Below are 16,315 nucleotides of genomic sequence, written 5' to 3'. Positions count from 1 at the left end.
CGGGGCTCCCCCGGCGCGGGGGGTCCGGGGCGGCTCGGGTCGTGCAAGGACGGGGCGCGGCAGCGGGCCGGGGGACCTGTCAGGACGCGCCGCGGCGGGCCAGCAGCCACGGCTCGACGATGCCGAGGCCGCGGACGGGGCGCTGCCACATCGGCTGGAGCCCGTAGCGGTACTTGGGCGCGGGTACCGGCTCCCCGCCGTCCGCGCCCTCCTTCTCGGCCCGCTCGGCGGCGGCAGCCGCCTCCGCCGCGGCCCGGGCCTCGGAGACGGGGGCGTCGCCCGTACGGGTCAGCTCCTCGGCGAACGCCCCGTCCACCAGGACGGCGTCCTTCGGAGCTATCGAGGTGAGGCGGCTGGCGAGGTTCACCGTGGTGCCGAAGACATCGCCCATCCGGGTGGTGACCGTGCCGAACGCGATGCCGACGCGCAGCGCCGGCATGGTCTCGTCCAGGGTCATCGCCTCGACGAGGCGCAGCGAGATCTCGGCGGCGGTGCCCGCGTCGTCGGCGGCGAAGAGCACCTCGTCGCCGAGGGTCTTGATGAGCCGGCCGCCGTGCGCGGCGACCAGGTCGGCGCAGGTGGTCTCGAAGGACTCGACGAGTTCGCCGAGCTCCTCCTCCTCCAGGCGCCGGGTCAGCCGGGTGAACCCGACGAGGTCGGCGAAGCCGACGGCCAGGCGCCGGTCGACCATCTCCTCGTCGTCCGCGGCCTGCACGACCCGGCCGGTGGCGGCGGCGAGCTGGCGCCGCCACACGTACACCAGGAACTCCTCCAGCTCCGGCAGGAGCAGTTCGATCAGGGGGTACGTGACCTCGGTGCGGGTCATTCCCGGCTCGGGCGGCTCGGTGAGGCCCTCCAGGAACGAATCGATCTGCCATTCGGCCAGCCGGGCGGTGGTCTGCCCGGTCGACCGGGCCACCTGGATCGCCATCGGCTCGCTGAGCAGCCCGGCCTCGACCAGACCGGACAGCCGCCGCAGCGCCAGGACGTCGGCCTCGGTCAGCGCCTTGGCCTGCCCGATGTCGGCGAAACCCATGGCCCGCCAGAACCGGGAGGCCAGGTCCATGGAGACACCCGCGGTCCGGGCGGCCTGGAAGGGGGTGTAGCGCCGGTCCGCGCCCAGGATCAGCTGTTCCAGCCGGATCGCGAGCGGATCGTCGGTCGGTTCGGCCGTGTGGTCGACTTCGTGATGCGGTGTCGCGTGGACCGAGGAGTCCGGCGAGGGCTCGTCGCCCGCTCCGGAGGTCGTGTCGTCGACGGTCACCAGCCGCCTCCTGCCCGTTCCCTGCGCACTGCCCTGCCGATCTGTCGGTGGATCGCCTCAACGATACGGCAGGTGTGCCCTACCTCACGTCGTGGAGCCGTGACCGGACGGGGCGAGCCGCGTGCGCCGCTCGGAAGCCGTGAGCGGTGCCCGGCCCCAGCTTCTCAGGTCAGTCCGCCCTCCGCGCCGCGCAGGTGCACGATGTCGCCCGCCGAGACCGGTTCCCGCAGGCCGTCGTCCGAGGACAGGACCAGCCGGCCGTCCCCGTCGATCGCCACCGCCTCGCCGGTGAGCGTGCGGTCGCCGGGCAGCTGCGCCCGTACCGTCCGGCCGAGCGTCGCGCAGCCCGCGGCGTACGCCTCCTGGAGGCCGCTGGCGGCCGCGTCGCCGTCGGCCGCCCGCCACTGTCCGTACCACTGCTCCAGCGAACGCAGCACGCCCCGCAGCAGCGTCTCGCGGTCGGTGGAGACCGCTCCGGCGAGGGCGAGCGAGGCGGCGGTGGGGGCGGGCAGTTCGTCGGCCCGCAGGGAGACGTTGAGGCCGATGCCGATGACGACGCCGTCGCCGGCCCGCTCGGCGAGGATGCCGCCCGTCTTGCGCTCCTGTCCGCCGACCGTGACCAGCAGGTCGTTGGGCCATTTCAGTGCCGTGTCGACGCCCGCCGACCGCGCCAGGCCGGTCGCCGCGGCGACTCCGGCCAGGAGGGGCAGCCAGCCCCACCGCTGCACCGGTACGGCCCCCGGCGTCAGGTAGACCGAGAAGAACAGGCCCGAGCGTGCCGGGGCGGTCCAGGTGCGGTCCAGGCGTCCCCGGCCGGCGGTCTGCTCCTCCGCCACCAGGACGGCGCCCTCGGCGAGGGAGGCCGCACGCCCGGCGAGGTCGGAGTTGGTGGAACCGGTGCTGTCGACGACGTCGAGGACGGTCCACAGCCCGCCCGGCCTCAGCAGTCCGCGGCGCAGCGCGGGAACGTTCAGGGGCGGCCGGTCCAGGTCCGACCAACGGCTCTGTGGCGCATCCGAGGGTGTCATGCAAGCCACCCTAGGTGTGTCAAACGACGCACTGCCGAACGGTATCCGCGCCGATACGCTACGGATCAGTAGCCGTACAGAGTGCGGGCCGTCAGCCGTTCGTCCGCTGATCAGCAGCACCGTCGTCCCCGTGACCAGGCAGGGAGCCGCCACCCGATGTCCGAGCCGGTAGAGATCGACATCCACACCACCGCGGGCAAGCTCGCGGACCTCCAGCGCCGTATCGACGAGGCGACCCACGCCGGGTCGGCGCGCGCGGTGGAGAAGCAGCACGCGAAGGGCAAGCTGACCGCGCGGGAGCGCGTCGATCTCCTGCTCGACGAGGGTTCCTTCGTGGAGCTGGACGAGTTCGCCCGGCACCGCTCGACGAACTTCGGCATCGAGAAGAACCGGCCGTACGGAGACGGCGTCGTCACCGGCTACGGCACGGTCGACGGCCGTCCCGTCTGCGTGTACTCGCAGGACTTCACCATCTTCGGCGGCTCGCTCGGCGAGGTCTACGGTGAGAAGATCGTCAAGGTGATGGACTTCGCGATGAAGACCGGCTGTCCGGTCATCGGCATCAACGACGGAGGCGGCGCCCGCATCCAGGAGGGTGTCGCGGCGCTGGGCCTCTTCGCGGAGATCTTCCGCCGCAACGTGCACGCCTCGGGTGTCGTCCCGCAGATCTCCCTGATCGTCGGCCCGTGCGCCGGCGGCGCGGTCTACTCCCCCGCGATCACCGACTTCACGGTCATGGTCGACCAGACCTCGCACATGTTCATCACCGGCCCCGACGTCATCAAGACGGTCACCGGCGAGGACGTCGGCTTCGAGGAGCTGGGCGGCGCCCGTACGCACAACACCACCTCGGGTGTGGCGCACCACCTGGCGGGTGACGAGAAGGACGCCATCGAGTACGTCAAGTCGCTGCTGTCGTACCTGCCCTCGAACAACCTCTCCGAGGCCCCGGCCTTCCCGGAGGAGGCGGACCTGGCGGTCAGCGACGAGGACCGCGAGCTCGACACGCTGATCCCGGACTCGGCGAACCAGCCGTACGACATGCACACCGCGATCGAGCACGTGCTGGACGACGGCGAATTCCTGGAGACGCAGGCCCTGTTCGCGCCGAACATCCTCACCGGCTTCGGCCGGGTCGAGGGTTACCCGGTCGGCATCGTCGCCAACCAGCCGATGCAGTTCGCCGGTTGCCTGGACATCAACGCGAGCGAGAAGGCCGCGCGGTTCGTCCGCACGTGTGACGCCTTCAACGTGCCCGTGCTGACGTTCGTCGACGTCCCCGGCTTCCTGCCGGGCGTCGACCAGGAGTACGGCGGCATCATCCGCCGCGGCGCCAAGCTGATCTACGCCTACGCCGAGGCGACCGTCCCGCTGATCACGGTGATCACCCGCAAGGCGTTCGGCGGCGCCTACGACGTCATGGGCTCCAAGCACCTGGGCGCCGACATCAACGTCGCCTGGCCGACCGCGCAGATCGCGGTCATGGGCGCGCAGGGCGCCGTCAACATCCTGCACCGCCGTACGATCGCGGCCGCCGAGGATCAGGAGGCGACCCGCGCCGAGCTGATGGCGGACTACGAGGACGCGCTCCTCAACCCGTACGTGGCGGCCGAGCGCGGCTACGTCGACGCGGTGATCATGCCGTCCGAGACCCGGGCCCATGTGGTGAAGGGGCTGCGGCAGCTGCGGACGAAGCGGGAGTCGCTGCCCCCCAAGAAGCACGGCAACATCCCCCTCTAGAAAGGGTCCTGGCCATGATCAAGGTCGTACGGGGCAACCCGACCCCGGAGGAGCTGGCCGCCGCACTGGCGGTGGTCCGGGCCCGCGCCGCGGCGGTGTCCGCCGCGCCGTCCGGTGCGCCGGAGCTGCCCGCGCAGTGGTCCGACCCCGCCGGGCTGGCCCGGCGCGCCCGCCACCTGCCCGGACCGCGCGCCTGGGCACGTACGTACTGGCCCGGTTAGGGCGCGTGTGGCGGCGGTTGAGTACGCGTACTCAGGCGCCGCCACCGTCCGGGCAGCAGGATCGGATCATGTTGTGGTCCGACCCCGAGAACAAGCCTCCGAAAGAACTCCGCGACGCGGAGAAGATGATGCGCCGCGCGGGCCTGATCCTGGCCCTGGCCATGGTCGTGGCGATGCTCGCCCTGGGCACGCGCTGACGCGGTCGAGCCCCGGGACGTCCCCCGGACGAAGTCCGGGCGAGACCGAGGAGCGGGGCTCCGGAGGCGGCGCCCCCGCCCCCGCGCCGCGTCCGTACGATGGCGCCCATGACCACGCCCACACCCCGCCGTCTCGTGCTCGCCTCCCAATCACCCGCCCGTCTCGGCCTCCTGCGCCAAGCAGGCTTCGCGCCCGAGGTGATCGTCAGCGGGGTCGACGAGGACGCGCTGAGCGCGCCGACACCGGCCGAGCTGGCGCTGGTCCTGGCCCGGGCCAAGGCCGCCGCCGTGGCCGCCCGTCCGGAGGCCGCCGGGGCGCTGGTGATCGGCTGCGACTCCGTACTGGAACTGGACGGCGAGGCGCTCGGCAAGCCGGCCGACGCCGAGGAGGCCACGGCCCGCTGGAAGTCCATGCGGGGGCGCTCCGGGGTGCTGCAGACGGGCCACAGCCTGATCGACACCGCCAGCGGGCGCACCGCCGCCGCGACCGCGTCGACGACGGTCCGCTTCGGTGAGCCCTCGGACGCCGAGGTCGCCGCCTACGTGGCCTCCGGCGAGCCGCTGCACGTGGCGGGGGCCTTCACCCTCGACGGGCGCTCCGCGCCGTTCGTGGACTCCATCGACGGCGACCCGGGCAACGTCATCGGACTCTCGCTGCCGTTGCTGCGGCGGCTGCTGGGCGAGCTCGGGATCCAGGTCACCGACCTCTGGGTCTGAGGGACCCGGCTCAGACGGGGGCGGGGGCCGTCGGCTGCCCGGGCCCGGCGCCGGGGGCCGTTTCCTCCTCGGCGGGGCCGTACGCCACCAGCGTCAGCACGATCAGGCCGAGCACCACCATCATGAAGGCGAACGCCGGCCAGCCCACCAGACCGACCGTCAGCGCGCCCAGGACCCCGTGGACGACGGCGCAGCCGATGAGCACGATCCGGGCGACGCGCCCCGGGGCCCGGTCGCGGACGCCGGCCAGCAGGAGCAGCACGCCGCACAGCACCAGGAAGAGTCCCGAGACGCCGCCCAGCACCCAGGTGCCCTTGGACATGACGCCGGGGTCCGTGCCCGCCAGGGACATGTCCTGGTTCTTGACGACCGTCCCGAGGACCACGTTGACGATCACGATGCCCACGGCTTCCGCGAACAGCACGAGCGCGGCTATGAAAGCCACCGGCCTGCGCACCATGGCGCCCACGGCGCTCACCCCCTGTTACCTGCAGTACGTGCGATAGCGCGGACCTTACTAACGAGTAATGCGGCGGACAAGGGCTGCGGCAGCTCCTTCACACCCCCGCACGGCACGGCTTGACACCCCCCTTGTGCGCGCCCCGGTGTGCCGGGCAAAGATTTTCGCACCGCTTAGTAGGAAGCCCACAAAGAAATACGGGGAGTCGCTGCCCGTGCCGACAGAGACCTGGACCACACCTCGTGGCTACTGTGCGGTCATGGTCTCCGGCGTACCGTGGTGCCACAAGGGATTTCGCGACTCGAGAAAGCCTCGAATCACACTCCGTGTGGGCAAGCTCACGAGTGGGGACGGGTCGTAAGGCCGTGTCGGTTGTCCCTAAACTCAGCTTGTTTCACAAGGAGGGAGCCATCGTGCGCAAGGTGCTCATCGCCAACCGTGGCGAAATTGCTGTCCGTGTTGCCCGAGCTTGCCGGGACGCGGGAATCGGGAGCGTGGCCGTCTACGCAGACCCGGACCGCGACGCTCTGCACGTGCGTGCGGCCGACGAGGCATTCGCCCTGGGCGGTGACACCCCGGCCGCCAGCTATCTGGACATGGCCAAGGTGCTCCAGGCGGCCAAGGACTCCGGGGCGGACGCGATCCACCCGGGTTACGGCTTCCTCTCGGAGAACGCCGAGTTCGCCCAGGCCGTGCTGGACGCCGGTCTCACGTGGATCGGCCCGCCGCCGCAGGCGATCCGGGACCTCGGTGACAAGGTCGCCGCCCGTCACATCGCCCAGCGCGCGGGCGCCCCGCTCGTGGCGGGGACCCCCGACCCGGTCGGAGGTTCCGCCGAGGTCGTCGCCTTCGCCGAGGAGCACGGGCTGCCGATCGCGATCAAGGCCGCGTTCGGCGGTGGCGGGCGCGGGCTGAAGGTCGCGCGCACGCTCGAGGAGATCCCGGAGCTGTACGACTCCGCGGTCCGTGAGGCCGTCGCCGCGTTCGGGCGCGGGGAGTGCTTCGTGGAGCGCTACCTCGACAAGCCGCGCCACGTGGAGACCCAGTGCCTGGCCGACACCCACGGCAACGTGGTCGTCGTCTCCACCCGTGACTGCTCGCTCCAGCGCCGCCACCAGAAGCTCGTCGAGGAGGCCCCGGCCCCCTTCCTGTCCGACGCGCAGAACGCGGAACTGTACGCGGCGTCCAAGGCGATCCTGAAGGAAGCCGGCTACGTCGGCGCCGGCACCGTCGAGTTCCTGGTCGGCGTGGACGGCACGATCTCCTTCCTGGAGGTCAACACCCGCCTCCAGGTGGAGCACCCGGTGACCGAGGAGGTCACGGGCATCGACCTCGTACGCGAGATGTTCCGCATCGCCGACGGCGAGGAGCTCGGCTACGGCGACCCGGAGATGCGCGGCCACTCCTTCGAGTTCCGCATCAACGGCGAGGACCCGGGACGCGGCTTCCTGCCCGCCCCCGGCACCGTCACCCTCTTCGCCCCGCCGACCGGCCCCGGCGTCCGCCTCGACGCGGGCGTGGAGTCCGGCTCGGTCATCGGCCCCGCCTGGGACTCGCTGCTCGCCAAGCTGATCGTGACCGGCGCGACGCGTGAGCAGGCGCTCCAGCGCGCGGCCCGCGCCCTGGCCGAGTTCAACGTCGAGGGCATGGCCACCGCCATCCCGTTCCACCGCGCGGTCGTGGCCGACCCGGCGTTCACCAGTGACCCGTTCCGTATCCACACCCGCTGGATCGAGACGGAGTTCGTCAACGAGATCAAGCCGTTCGCCGCCCCGGCCGAGGCGGAGGCGGACGAGGAGTCCGGCCGCGAGACGGTCGTCGTCGAGGTCGGCGGCAAGCGCCTCGAGGTCTCGCTGCCCTCCTCGCTCGGCATGAGCCTGGCCCGCACGGGCCTCGCGGCGGGCGCCAAGCCCAAGCGCCGCGCGGCCAAGAAGTCCGGCTCGGCGGCTTCCGGCGACACCCTCGCCTCCCCCATGCAGGGCACCATCGTGAAGATCGCGGTGGAGGAGGGCCAGGAGGTCAAGGAGGGCGATCTGATCGTCGTCCTGGAGGCCATGAAGATGGAGCAGCCCCTCAACGCGCACCGCGCGGGCACCATCAAGGCCCTGGCCGCCGAGGTCGGCACCTCGGTCTCCTCCGGCGCTGTCATCTGCGAGATCAAGGACTGATCCGCGGCGTCCGTCGCCACCTGTTCCACCGGTGCCCCGCTCACGTCGCAGGACGTGACCGGGGCGCCGGTCATTGCGGCGTGCGGCCCGGCCGTCCAGCGTTACGGAGAGCACCTCCGGTTGCGCGATGGCATCCTGGACCCCGAGGCGGACACAGGGAGGACTGCGCGATGGCGATGAGTACGGCAGGGACACCGGTCCGCGCGCCGGACCGGCCCATGCGCGCCGACGCGCGCCGCAACTACGACCGGCTGCTGACCGAGGCCCGTCACTCCTTCGCCGAGCACGGCACCGACGCCTCCCTGGAGGACGTCGCGCGACGGGCGGGCGTGGGCATCGGCACGCTGTACCGGCACTTCCCGACCCGGCACGCGCTGATGAGCGCGGTCTTCCAGGAGGCGGTGGCCTCCCTCATCGCCCGTTCCCGCGAACTGGCGGAGGCGGAGCAGCCGTGCACCGGTCTGGTGGAGTGGCTGGGTGCGCTCATCACTCATGCGGGTGAGTACCGGGGGCTGGCCCAGGCACTCATGTCGACGTGCCGGGACGAGAGCTCGGCCCTGTCCCCGTGCAACGTGCCGTTGCGCGAGGCGGGTTCGGCGCTGCTGGCCCGCGCCCAGGCGAGCGGGGCGGTGCGGGCCGAGGTGTCCATCGACGACCTGATGCAGCTGACCAACGCGATCGCGCTGGCCGCCGAGCAGTCCCCGGACGATCCGGATCTGGCGGGGCGCCTGCTCACGCTGACGTTGCGGGGGCTGAGCCGCGAGGGCTGAGCCGCCGCCTCAGCGCCTCCAGCCCCTCCCGGCCCGCTACCGCCGCCGCAGGTCCGCCACCCGCGCCCGCTCGCCCTGACCACCCTGGTCAGCCAGCACCGCCGGCCCCCGCAACGACTGGGTGTGCGTACGGCGCTGCCCCGGCAGGGGCATGTCGCGCCGGGCCGCACGGCCCGGCGGCGCGGTGTCCGCCGAGGCGGGCGCACCTCCCGCACCCGCCACCGCGATCTGCACACCCTGGTCCGCCAGGGCCTGCAGCTCCGCGGCCGCCCGGTCGTCGTGCGCGGCCGGTTCGTCCGTCACCAGACGGGTGATGAGATCCGTCGGCACGGTCTGGAACATGGTGTCGGAGCCGAGCTTGGTGTGGTCGGCGAGGACCACCACCTCCCCCGCGGCCTGCACCAGCGCCCGGTCCACGCTCGCGGAGAGCATGTTGGACGTGGAGAGTCCGCGTTCGGCGGTGAGACCGCTCCCGGACAGGAAGGCGCGGGAGACCCGCAGCCCCTGGAGCGACTGCTCGGCGCCACTGCCCACCAGGGCGTAGTTGGAGCCGCGCAGGGTGCCCCCGGTCATCACCACTTCCACCCGGTTGGCATGGGCCAACGCCTGGGCGACCAGCAGCGAGTTGGTGACCACGGTCAGACCGGGGACCCGCGCGAGCCGGCGGGCCAGCTCCTGCGTGGTCGTACCGGCGCCGACCACAATGGCCTCGCCCTCTTCGACGAGGCCGGCGGCCAGGTCGGCGATGGCCGTTTTCTCCGCGGTGGCGAGATGGGATTTCTGCGGAAAGCCGGACTCCCGCGTAAAACCGCCCGGCAAAACCGCACCGCCGTGCCGGCGGTCGAGGAGTCCTTCTGCCTCCAGTGCCCGCACGTCCCGCCGTACGGTCACTTCGGAGGTCTGGACGACGCGGGCGAGCTCACGGAGCGATACCGCCCCGTTGGCGCGCACCATTTCGAGGATCAACTGACGACGTTCTGCAGCGAACACAGAACTGACAGTAACGTCACGACCGCGCGTTTTCAGCTGTTTGCGTCGAATAGCAGAAGTTGTACATACAAGGGGCCGCCAAGTGGTATAGGCGGCCCCGTTGTTGTTCCGTACTGATCGAACGGCGGCCGGCGGACCGCCCGAGTTGCCGGAGGTTGCCGGGGAATGCCGGATTCCCCGAGGGGGGTTACGCCTCGCCCGCGGTCTTCCGGGTGTGCAACTGCCGGGCCACTTCCGCGATCGAACCCGACAGGGACGGGTACACCGTGAAGGCGTTTGCGATCTGTTCCACGGTCAGATTGTTGTCGACCGCGATCGAGATGGGGTGGATCAGCTCGCTCGCCTTGGGCGCGACGACACAGCCGCCGACCACGATGCCGGTGCCGGGCCGGCAGAAGATCTTGACGAAACCGTCCCGGATGCCCTGCATCTTGGCGCGCGGGTTGCGCAGCAGCGGGAGCTTGACGACGCGGGCGTCGATCTTGCCGGCGTCGACGTCGGCCTGGCTGTAGCCGACCGTGGCGATCTCGGGGTCGGTGAAGACGTTCGAGGAGACCGTCTTCAGGTTCAGCGGGGCCACCGCGTCGCCGAGGAAGTGGTACATCGCGATCCGGCCCTGCATGGCGGCGACGGAGGCGAGCGCGAAGATCCCGGTGACGTCACCGGCCGCGTAGACGCCCGGCGCGCTGGTGCGGGAGACCTTGTCGGTCCAGATGTGGCCCGAGTCCTTGAGCCGGACCCCGGCCTCCTCCAGGCCCATGCCGGCGCTGTTGGGGATCGCGCCGACCGCCATCAGGCAGTGCGAGCCGGTGATGACCCGGCCGTCGGCGAGGGTCACCTCGACCCGGTCGCCGACCCGCTTGGCGGACTGGGCGCGGGAGCGGGCCATCACGTTCATGCCGCGGCGGCGGAAGACGTCCTCCAGGACGGCCGCCGCGTCCGGGTCCTCGCCCGGCAGCACCCGGTCCCGGGACGAGACGAGGGTGACGCGGGAACCGAGGGCCTGGTAGGCGCCGGCGAACTCGGCGCCGGTGACACCGGAGCCGACGACGATGAGCTCCTCGGGGAGCTCGTCGAGGTCGTAGACCTGGGTCCAGTTCAGGATGCGCTCCCCGTCGGGGAGGGCGTCCGGGATCTCCCGGGGGTGACCGCCCGTGGCGATCAGCACGGCGTCGGCGGTGAGCGTCTCCTCCGTGCCGTCGGCCGCGGTGACGACGACCTGGCGGGAACCGTCGGCGGCCTGGAGGCCCTCCAGACGGCCGCGTCCGCGCATCACCCTGGCGCCGGCACGGGTGACCGAGGCGGTGATGTCGTGGGACTGGGCGAGCGCCAGGCGCTTCACCCGCCGGTTGACCTTGCCCAGGTCGACGCCGACCACACGCGCCGCCTGCTCGATGTGCGGCGTGTCGTCCGCGACGATGATGCCGAGTTCCTCGTACGAGGAGTCGAAGGTGGTCATCACCTCCGCCGTCGCGATCAGGGTCTTCGAGGGCACGCAGTCGGTGAGCACGGACGCGCCGCCGAGGCCGTCGCAGTCGACGACGGTCACCTCCGCGCCGAGCTGGGCGCCCACCAATGCCGCCTCGTACCCGCCGGGTCCGCCGCCGATGATCACGATCCGGGTCACGAAAAGTCCGCCTCGCGTTTCTCGTCCCGCGGCCGTCTGCTGCCCCGGCCGGGGGTCCGGGGAGCCGCCCCGGGGGAATGCAGTACGTACTTCATTGTCCCGCACGCGCCAAGGTGCTTCGCCCCGGGGCCCTCCATACGTGCGCCGGGACGCCCCGCACACGGGCGGCCGGGCACGGATCCGGGCCGCCCGGCGGGGTTGTTCCTCTCAGGAATCGACGCTCCCGCCGCCACCTCCCGTACCCTCGATCCCATGTCGCTCTACGCCGCGTACGCCGGCAACCTCGACGCGCGGCTGATGACGCGCCGCGCACCGCACTCCCCGCTGCGCGGCACCGGCTGGCTGAACGGCTGGCGGCTGACGTTCGGCGGCGAGCAGATGGGCTGGGAGGGCGCGCTGGCCACCGTGGTCGAGGCGCCCCGCTCCCAGGTCTTCGTGGCGCTGTACGACCTGGCGCCGATGGACGAGGACTCCATGGACCGCTGGGAGGGCGTCGGCCTGGACATCTACCGCCGCATGCGGGTCCGGGTGCACACGCTGGACGGCGAGGAGCCGGCCTGGATGTACGTGCTGAACGGGTACGAGGGCGGGCTGCCGTCGGCCCGGTACCTGGGCGAGGTGGCCGACGCGGCCGATTCCGCGGGTGCGCCACACGATTATGTGATGGAACTCCGCAAGCGCCCCTGCTGAGCGCCGCAGGCCCCTTCCGACCCCCTCGGGCCCCCTCTGAACTGCGCTTTCCCAAGATCATCACGGGATTGCCGTACGAACGCACGAACGGACGCGCCAAGACTCTGTACAGGAGCATCTACGCGCGTAGGGATTCTGCGGTTACGCTCATCGGCGTGAACGCATCAGTTATTCCGGACCACATCCAGGGCGACCCGCACGTCGCCGCCGCCGACGCCGCCGCCCGCCTGCGCGAGCTGACCGGTGCCGAGACCCACGACGTCGCCCTCGTGATGGGCTCCGGCTGGGCGCCCGCCGGCGATGCGCTGGGCACTCCGGAGGCCGAGTTCCCGGTGACGGACCTCCCCGGTTTCCCCGCCCCCGCCGTCGAGGGCCACGGCGGCAAGGTCCGCTCGTACCGCATCGGCGGCAAGCGCGTCCTGGTCTTCCTGGGCCGTACGCACTTCTACGAGGGCCGCGGCGTGGCCGCCGTGTCGCACGGGGTGCGCACCGCGGTCGCCGCGGGCTGCAAGACCGTCGTGCTGACGAACGGCTGCGGCGGTCTGCGCGAGGGCATGCGCCCCGGACAGCCGGTCCTGATCAGCGACCACATCAATCTCACGGCGGCGTCGCCGATCATCGGCGCCAACTTCGTCGACCTGACCGACCTGTACTCCCCGCGGCTGCGGGCGCTGTGCAAGGAGGTCGACGAGACCCTCGAAGAGGGCGTGTACGTGCAGTTCCCCGGCCCGCACTACGAGACCCCGGCCGAGATCAACATGGTCCGCGTCATGGGCGGCGACCTCGTCGGGATGTCCACCGTGCTGGAGGCCATCGCGGCCCGCGAGGCGGGTGCGGAGGTGCTGGGCATCTCCCTGGTGACGAACCTGGCTGCGGGCCTGAGCGGCGAGCCCCTGAACCACGAAGAGGTCCTGCAGGCGGGCCGCGACTCGGCGGCCCGGATGGGCTCGCTCCTGGCGAGGGTCCTGGACCGGATCTGACCGCGCGGCGCCCGTTCCCGGGACGCCGCCCCCGCTCCGCGGTCTCCCCCGGACTCCGTCCGGGGCCCCAGAGGCCTGACCGCGCCTCCTCGCCGTCGAGGCGCGGCCCCGGCCCCGCCGGCGTGCGAGGCGCGGGCGCCTCGCGGGGCCCCGGGTTCGGGAAGGGGCGGGCAGGGGAAACAGAAGCGTCGCAGGCCCGATCCCCGCACCGCCCCCACCCGCACCACGCACCACCCCGTCCCGCCCCCGCACCGGAAAGGCCGACACCGTGACGACCCAGGACCTCCTCGCCCGGGCCAGGACCTGGCTCGCCGAGGACCCCGACCCCGAGACCCGCGACGAGCTCGCCGCGCTCATCGCCGCCGAGGACCTCGACGAGCTCACCGCCCGTTTCGCCGGCACGCTCCAGTTCGGCACCGCCGGCCTCCGCGGTGAGATCGGCGCCGGGCCCATGCGGATGAACCGCGCCGTCGTCATCCGCGCCGCCGCCGGCCTCGCCGCGTACCTGAAGGACCAGGGCCAGGAAGGCGGCCTCGTCGTCATCGGCTACGACGCCCGCTACAAGTCCACCGACTTCGCCCGCGACACGGCCGCCGTCATGACCGGCGCCGGTCTGCGGGCAGCGGTGCTCCCCCGCCCGCTCCCCACCCCCGTGCTCGCGTACGCCATAAGGCACCTGGGGGCCGTGGCCGGCGTCGAGGTCACCGCCAGCCACAACCCGCCGCGCGACAACGGCTACAAGGTCTACCTGGGCGACGGCTCGCAGATCGTGCCGCCGGCCGACGGCGAGATCGCCGCGGCGATCGCCGCGGTCGGCCCGCTGGACACCGTGCCCCGCCCCGACGACGGCTGGGAGACCCTCGGCGACGAGGTCCTGGACGCCTACCTGGCGCGCACCGACGCGGTGCTGGGGGCGGACTCGCCGCGTACCGCCCGCGTCGTGTACACGGCGATGCACGGCGTCGGCGCCTCCGTGCTCACCGCCGCGTTCGACCGTGCCGGCTTCCCCGCCCCGGTCCTCGTCGCCGAGCAGGCCGAGCCCGACCCCGCGTTCCCCACCGTGGCCTTCCCCAATCCGGAGGAGCCCGGCGCGATGGACCTCGCGTTCGCCACGGCCCGGCGCGCGGACCCGGACATCGTCATCGCCAACGACCCGGACGCGGACCGCTGTGCCGTCGCCGTCCCGGACCCGGCGGCGGACGGCGGCTGGCGGATGCTGCGCGGCGACGAGGTCGGCGCGCTGCTCGCCGCCCACCTCGTCGGCCGCGGTGTCACCGGCGTCTTCGCCGAGTCCATCGTGTCCTCGTCCCTCCTCGGCCGGATCGCGGAGAAGGCGGGCCTCGGCTACGAGGAGACGCTGACCGGCTTCAAGTGGATCGCCCGCGTGGACGGACTGCGGTACGGCTACGAGGAGGCGCTCGGCTACTGCGTCGACCCGGACGGGGTCCGCGACAAGGACGGCATCACGGCCGCGCTGCTGGTCGCCGAACTCGCCTCCGTACTCAAGGAGCGGGGCCGCACCCTGCTCGACCTGCTGGACGACCTCGCGGTCGACCACGGGCTGCACGCCACCGACCAGCTGTCGGTCCGGGTCGAGGACCTGTCGGTCATCGCGGACGCCATGCGCCGCCTGCGCGAGCAGCCGCCGACCGCGCTCGCGGGCCTGGCCGTCACCTCGGCCGAGGACCTGTCGAACGGCACCGGGCTGCTGCCGCCCACGGACGGGCTGCGCTATCACCTGGAGGGCGCCCGGGTGATCGTCCGCCCGAGCGGCACCGAGCCGAAGCTCAAGTGCTATCTGGAGGTCGTGGTGCCGGTCGGCTCGGCCGACGAGCTGCCCGCGGCCCGCGCGAGGGGCGCGGAGCTGCTGGCCGGCATCAAGCGCGATCTGGCCGCCGCCGCCGGGATCTGACCCGGCGCACCGGGACGACGCCGGCTCACGTGCCTCTCGGGCCGTGAGCCGGCGGTCCCGCCCGCCGTCGCCCGTTCCCGCGGGTCAGGAGTCGGCCGCCGCCTCCTGCTCGGCGCGCAGGTTCGCGAGGTCGACCTCGGCCATGTGCTCCTCGGCCCACGCGCGCAGCGCGGCCAGCGGTTCCACCAGGGTCAGGCCGAGCGGGGTGAGCCGGTAGTACACGCGGGGCGGCACCGACGGTTCCACCCGGCGGCCGACCAGGCCGTCGTGGGTCAGCCCGCGGAGGGTGACCGACAGCATCTTCTGCGAGACGCCCGTCATCGCGCGCTGAAGCTCACCGAAGCGGACCTCCCCGGGGGCCGCCTCGGCCAGCACCTTGACGGCCATCGACATCCACTTCGTGCCGATGCGGTCCAGCAGACGGCGGGTCGGGCACTGCGGATCGAAGAGGTCCCCCCGCCGTCCGTCGCGGGAGGGTGGTGCCGAAGAGGTCACCTGGAGCTCACCACCTGAGGCAGAAGTGCGGTCTTGGCGCCCCCAGGCTAGTTACCTACCGTTGTGTTGTCACCATTGGTAACCGCCCGGAAGGACCCCATGCCCGTGTCAACGCCCCCGTCACTCCACCCTCGACACCCCGTCGAGCTCCGCCGGATCGGGGCCAACGGCGTCGAGCTGAACGTGGCGGTCGCCGGCGAAGGCCCCGCCGTCCTGCTGCTGCACGGCTTTCCCCACACCTGGCAGCTGTGGACCCACGTCATGGACGAGCTGGCCGACCGCCACCGCGTCATCGCACCCGACCTGCGGGGGTTCGGGCTGAGCAGCCGGGCACAGGGCGGTTACGACGCCGGTACGCTCGCGGCCGACGCCGGGGCCCTTCTCGACGCTCTCGGGGAGAGTTCCGCGTCCGTGATCGGCATCGACGCGGGCGCACCGCCGGCGTTCCTGCTCGCCATGCGCCACCCCGGCCGGGTCGGGCGGCTCGTCCTGATGGAATCGCTCATGGGCGGACTGCCGGGCGCGGAGGAATTCCTCGCCCACGGGGCGCCCTGGTGGTTCGGTTTCCACCGTGTGCCCGGACTCGCGGAGTCCGTGCTCACCGGGCACGAAGCCCGGTACGTCGACTGGTTCCTCACCGAGGGGACGCTCGGCGAGGGCGTGGCTCCCGCCGTCCGGGACGCCTTCGTCCGCGCCTGCACCGGAGGCGAGGCACTGCGGTGCGCCTTCTCCTACTACCGGGAACTGCCGACGAGCGCGGAGCAGATCCGGGAAGCCGTCCGCGCGGGCCGGCTGACCGTCCCGGTCATGACGATCGGCTCCCATCCGGTGGGCAGGGCGCTCGAAAGGCAGCTCCGGCCGGTGGCCGACGACCTCGTCGGCCACCTCCTGGAGGACTGCGGCCACATCATCCCGCTGCACCGTCCGAAGGCGCTGCTCGGCCTGCTGGAACCGTTTCTCGCCGGAGCGGGGCATGCGGCGGCCGGCGGTCGCGCCGCCGGGGCGGACGGCGCGCCGGGGGGCGGCACCGGGGAACGCGCGGCCTGAAGGCGGCCC

Annotated in this window: 16 protein-coding genes; 10 read left to right on the top strand and 6 right to left on the bottom strand. The window is 72.5% G+C overall.

The genetic code is table 11. The features are described 5' to 3' along the window. Positions 1-79 precede the first annotated feature (79 nt). Together E6R60_RS18680 and E6R60_RS18675 are read right to left on the bottom strand one after the other, a co-directional pair. Positions 80-1,264, bottom strand: coding sequence for an adenylate/guanylate cyclase domain-containing protein (locus tag E6R60_RS18680; protein WP_136327714.1), 1,185 nt, complete (start codon positions 1,262-1,264; stop codon positions 80-82). Positions 1,265-1,428: 164 nt separating this feature from the next. After that, a complete protein-coding gene (locus E6R60_RS18675; protein WP_136327713.1) occupies positions 1,429-2,292 on the bottom strand; it encodes a biotin--[acetyl-CoA-carboxylase] ligase in 864 nt (287 codons plus the stop codon). A 156-nt stretch (positions 2,293-2,448) separates the two neighbouring features. Between E6R60_RS18675 and E6R60_RS18670 the strand changes: the two genes are divergently transcribed. The 4 genes from E6R60_RS18670 (at position 2,449) to E6R60_RS18660 (ending at position 5,167) form a co-directional block, all read left to right on the top strand. Then, positions 2,449-4,032 carry an acyl-CoA carboxylase subunit beta gene (locus E6R60_RS18670; protein WP_136327712.1) on the top strand — a complete coding sequence of 528 codons (1,584 nt, stop codon included), beginning with the start codon at positions 2,449-2,451 and terminating at the stop codon, positions 4,030-4,032. 14 nt (positions 4,033-4,046) lie between these two features. Next, positions 4,047-4,253: an acyl-CoA carboxylase epsilon subunit gene (locus E6R60_RS18665; protein ID WP_136327711.1), complete on the top strand. Its 207-nt coding sequence runs from the start codon at positions 4,047-4,049 to the stop codon at positions 4,251-4,253. A gap of 68 nt (positions 4,254-4,321) precedes the next feature. Further along, the gene (locus E6R60_RS37815; protein ID WP_276613975.1) at positions 4,322-4,450 is read left to right on the top strand and encodes a hypothetical protein; all 129 of its coding nucleotides are present in this window, start codon (positions 4,322-4,324) and stop codon (positions 4,448-4,450) included. Positions 4,451-4,558: 108 nt separating this feature from the next. After that, a complete protein-coding gene (locus tag E6R60_RS18660) occupies positions 4,559-5,167 on the top strand; it encodes a nucleoside triphosphate pyrophosphatase (RefSeq protein WP_136327710.1) in 609 nt (202 codons plus the stop codon). Between the two features lie 10 nt (positions 5,168-5,177). Here E6R60_RS18660 and E6R60_RS18655 read toward each other — a convergent pair whose 3' ends face one another. Further along, on the bottom strand, positions 5,178-5,636 hold the full coding sequence (locus tag E6R60_RS18655) for a hypothetical protein (RefSeq protein WP_136327763.1): 459 nt from the start codon (positions 5,634-5,636) through the stop codon (positions 5,178-5,180). 404 nt (positions 5,637-6,040) lie between these two features. On the opposite strand from E6R60_RS18655, the gene E6R60_RS18650 reads away from it, so the two are divergent. Both E6R60_RS18650 and E6R60_RS18645 read left to right on the top strand, forming a co-directional pair. Next, positions 6,041-7,795, top strand: coding sequence for a biotin carboxylase N-terminal domain-containing protein (locus tag E6R60_RS18650; protein ID WP_136327709.1), 1,755 nt, complete (start codon positions 6,041-6,043; stop codon positions 7,793-7,795). Positions 7,796-7,965: 170 nt separating this feature from the next. Next, positions 7,966-8,565: a TetR/AcrR family transcriptional regulator gene (locus E6R60_RS18645; protein ID WP_136327708.1), complete on the top strand. Its 600-nt coding sequence runs from the start codon at positions 7,966-7,968 to the stop codon at positions 8,563-8,565. 36 nt (positions 8,566-8,601) lie between these two features. Here E6R60_RS18645 and E6R60_RS18640 read toward each other — a convergent pair whose 3' ends face one another. Both E6R60_RS18640 and E6R60_RS18635 read right to left on the bottom strand, forming a co-directional pair. Further along, the gene (locus E6R60_RS18640) at positions 8,602-9,555 is read right to left on the bottom strand and encodes a DeoR/GlpR family DNA-binding transcription regulator (RefSeq protein WP_136327707.1); all 954 of its coding nucleotides are present in this window, start codon (positions 9,553-9,555) and stop codon (positions 8,602-8,604) included. Between the two features lie 187 nt (positions 9,556-9,742). Next, a complete protein-coding gene (locus E6R60_RS18635) occupies positions 9,743-11,182 on the bottom strand; it encodes an NAD(P)H-quinone dehydrogenase (RefSeq protein WP_136327706.1) in 1,440 nt (479 codons plus the stop codon). Positions 11,183-11,434: 252 nt separating this feature from the next. Between E6R60_RS18635 and E6R60_RS18630 the strand changes: the two genes are divergently transcribed. The 3 genes from E6R60_RS18630 to E6R60_RS18620 all read left to right on the top strand — a co-directional run bounded on the left by E6R60_RS18630 (position 11,435) and on the right by E6R60_RS18620 (position 14,764). Continuing rightward, positions 11,435-11,872: a gamma-glutamylcyclotransferase gene (locus tag E6R60_RS18630; RefSeq protein ID WP_136327705.1), complete on the top strand. Its 438-nt coding sequence runs from the start codon at positions 11,435-11,437 to the stop codon at positions 11,870-11,872. Positions 11,873-12,027: 155 nt separating this feature from the next. Continuing rightward, positions 12,028-12,852, top strand: coding sequence for a purine-nucleoside phosphorylase (locus E6R60_RS18625; protein ID WP_136327704.1), 825 nt, complete (start codon positions 12,028-12,030; stop codon positions 12,850-12,852). 268 nt (positions 12,853-13,120) lie between these two features. Further along, complete coding sequence (locus E6R60_RS18620; protein ID WP_136327703.1) at positions 13,121-14,764, top strand: phospho-sugar mutase; 1,644 nt, start codon at positions 13,121-13,123, stop codon at positions 14,762-14,764. An 84-nt stretch (positions 14,765-14,848) separates the two neighbouring features. On the opposite strand, the gene E6R60_RS18615 is transcribed toward E6R60_RS18620, so the two are convergent. Next, positions 14,849-15,259 carry a helix-turn-helix domain-containing protein gene (locus tag E6R60_RS18615; protein ID WP_136327702.1) on the bottom strand — a complete coding sequence of 137 codons (411 nt, stop codon included), beginning with the start codon at positions 15,257-15,259 and terminating at the stop codon, positions 14,849-14,851. A 99-nt stretch (positions 15,260-15,358) separates the two neighbouring features. Between E6R60_RS18615 and E6R60_RS18610 the strand changes: the two genes are divergently transcribed. Then, the gene (locus E6R60_RS18610; protein WP_136327701.1) at positions 15,359-16,306 is read left to right on the top strand and encodes an alpha/beta hydrolase; all 948 of its coding nucleotides are present in this window, start codon (positions 15,359-15,361) and stop codon (positions 16,304-16,306) included. The last annotated feature ends 9 nt before the right edge of the window (positions 16,307-16,315 follow it).

This window comes from Streptomyces sp. A0642 (genome assembly GCF_004795105.1).
Classification (GTDB): Bacteria; Actinomycetota; Actinomycetes; order Streptomycetales; family Streptomycetaceae; genus Streptomyces.
This window is presented reverse-complemented; position numbering and strand designations above follow the sequence as displayed.